The sequence below is a fragment of the Collinsella intestinalis DSM 13280 genome (genome assembly GCF_000156175.1).
Classification (GTDB): Bacteria; Actinomycetota; Coriobacteriia; order Coriobacteriales; family Coriobacteriaceae; genus Collinsella; species Collinsella intestinalis.
This window is the reverse complement of record NZ_GG692710.1, coordinates 1,154,559-1,156,934: the sequence shown is the minus strand read 5'-3', so window position 1 is coordinate 1,156,934 and position 2,376 is coordinate 1,154,559. Positions and strand designations below refer to the sequence as shown.

The following is a 2,376-nucleotide window of genomic DNA, read 5'->3' as shown; positions in this document are numbered from 1 at the left end:
GGGATGGGCGTCGGTGCGGGTGCAAAGGGGTCGGCGACCTCAGCGGCACCGGCGACCTGCGCGGATGCGGGGCTGAACGCGGCGTCGAGTTCGGGATTCGCCACCGGCACGGCGCCGGCGGCGGGAGAGGGCACGGAGGCGGGCATGGGTGCCGGGGTGGGCGTGGCCTTGCCGGACGCGCCCTTGAGATAGGCGCGCTCCTCCTCGTATAGACGGGCGAGGGTGGGGGCGTCGACGTTCTCGGCGAACACGGAGAACTTACCCGGTTTGAGCGACGGGTCGATCATGAAGCGGACGAGCGGGGTGCCCACGAAGCGGTAGCGCTTCTTTTCGGCCTGGGCGCGCACGAACTCGGTGACCTCGCTGGCGAGCTGGGAGTAATAGGGCGCCAGGAGCTGATCGTCGTCGGCGGCGATGAGCACGGTGTAGAGGGCGGGGGCGGTGTTGACGCCGTTGATGACCAGGGTCTGGTCCTCCATCTCGCGGGCCGCCTGCTTGGCGAGCTTCTTGAAGGAGAAGGGCGCCTGCGCCGCGCCGAAGATCCCAGCGACGCGGTCTTCAAATATGTTCAGGAAGTTCACGAACGATCACCTTCCGAAAAATCTCGCTTATAACCGAGAGCAAGTATGCATAGCCAAACAAGTATAGAGGATAGGCCGCCCAGGCCCAGGGCCACGGCCGCGTCGGCAGGGGCCACCGCGCTAATTTCCATAGGGTGCGCAAGATAGCGGCATGCGACAGCGCACAACGGGATGAGCAGGTAGAGGGCGGTGAGCGGGTATGCGGGACGTCCCTCCTGGCGGTTTACCCATGTCCGCGTCAGCGCCCAGGAGGTCCCGGCGGCGATGAGGACGGTGCCCGCTGCGGGGACGAGAAACGCCGGGGTTGCGAGCGCCATGAGGGCGTCGAGCGAACCCAGGGTCCCGGCCTGCAGGTGCGAGGCCACGAGGAGTTGCGCGAAGGCGGCGCCGGCACCGGAAGCGGCGGCAGACACGCTCGGGGTGAGGAAAAATCCTCCGATCACGGCGGATGCGGGTGCGAGGATCATGGCGTCACCGGCGGCCAGGCCGAGGGCGGCGCAGGTCACGAGGACAGTCGAGGCGGCCGGATGCAGGCGGCCCCATACGAACCACCAGGCGGCCATGAGGCAGAAGGCCAAAACGGCCAGCGGCAACACCTCGAACAGGGGTGTCGAGTTGACGATGAGCATGAGCCAACCGGCAAGGGCGAGGGCAGACCCGATTTGCGGCGCGATGCCCGCTCCCACGCCGATGCCCGCTGCGGTGATGGCGCGGACCGCCGCTCCGCCTACTTGCAGGTCGCCCAAAAGTGCCCACGATACGGCTGCGACCGCGACGCCTGTGACGGCACCGAGCGCATATTCGCGTGCACGGGGGAAGCGGCTGCCTAGATATCCCTTGTCCGGGTCGAGCTCCCATACGCGCTCGGCGCGGCCGTCGGCCGGGTCGAGCGCGTCTTCGGTATCGTCGGAGGTGAGGCGAGCGATGATCCGAGCGAGGCTCTTGCGGCCTTCGCGCTGATTTCCCAGGCGGGCCAGGAAGGCGTCTCCGAATTCCGCCACGCTCGGCATGCGGTCGTACGGGCTGGGGGAGAGCGCATCGAGCAGGGCTTGCTCGGCTGTCTCCGGGATATCGGGCAGCAGGTCGCTTGGGTAGAGGACTCCGCGGATGATGCGGTCGAGGGAGTCGGCGGGGGTGCCGGCGCGGAAGGGCGCCGTGGCGCAGAGGGACTCGTAGAGGACCGCGGCCAAGGCGAAGATGTCGCTGCGCTCGTCAACCTGCTCGCCGTTGAGCTGGTTCGGGGGGCATATAGCCGATGGTGCCGCCTCGCGCACCGCCAAAGCCCGCGGCGCTGGCGAGCATGGCCATGCCGAAGTCGGCCAGCTTGACGTGGCCGTTGTGGTCGATCAGGACGTTGGCGGGCTTGATGTCGAGATGGAGCACGCCGTTCTCGTGTGCGAAGGACAGGGCCTGGACCAGGGCGTCGGCGATGCAGGCCGCCTCATCGTAGGTGAGGGAGTGACCCTCGACCTGCTGGAGGAACTCCTCGAGCGTCATGCCGTCCACGTATTCCATGACCAGGTAGGCATGGGCGCTGTCGTAGGTGAAGTCGATGACCTGCACGATATTGGGGTGCTGCAGCATGCTGGCCGTTCGAGCCTCGGCGAGCGCGGCGGCGGTGGTTTCGAGCGGGGTTCGTGCATCGGGCGATGCGAGGGGCATGCGCTTGATGGCCACGCGTCGCTGCAGGCGGGAGTCGAGGCAGATTTCGACGCTGCCAAAGCCGCCCGCGGCGCGCGTCTCGAGCGGCCGATAGCGCTTGAGCAGGGATGACGCTGCCGAGCCGGCGGCGGGC

General features: G+C 68.0%; 3 protein-coding genes. All 3 read right to left on the bottom strand.

Annotated features, from left to right (window positions below; genetic code table 11):
- A partial coding sequence (locus COLINT_RS05305; RefSeq protein WP_006723391.1) for a DUF3662 domain-containing protein occupies nt 1-581 on the bottom strand: 581 nt, incomplete at its 3' end.
- On the bottom strand, nt 578-1,855 hold the full coding sequence (locus COLINT_RS08175) for a serine/threonine-protein kinase (RefSeq protein WP_006723390.1): 1,278 nt from the start codon (nt 1,853-1,855) through the stop codon (nt 578-580). The genes COLINT_RS05305 and COLINT_RS08175, both read right to left, overlap by 4 nt.
- Nucleotides 1,794-2,376: serine/threonine-protein kinase (locus COLINT_RS08170; protein WP_006723389.1), on the bottom strand; the 583-nt coding region annotated here is incomplete at its 5' end. The genes COLINT_RS08170 and COLINT_RS08175, both read right to left, overlap by 62 nt.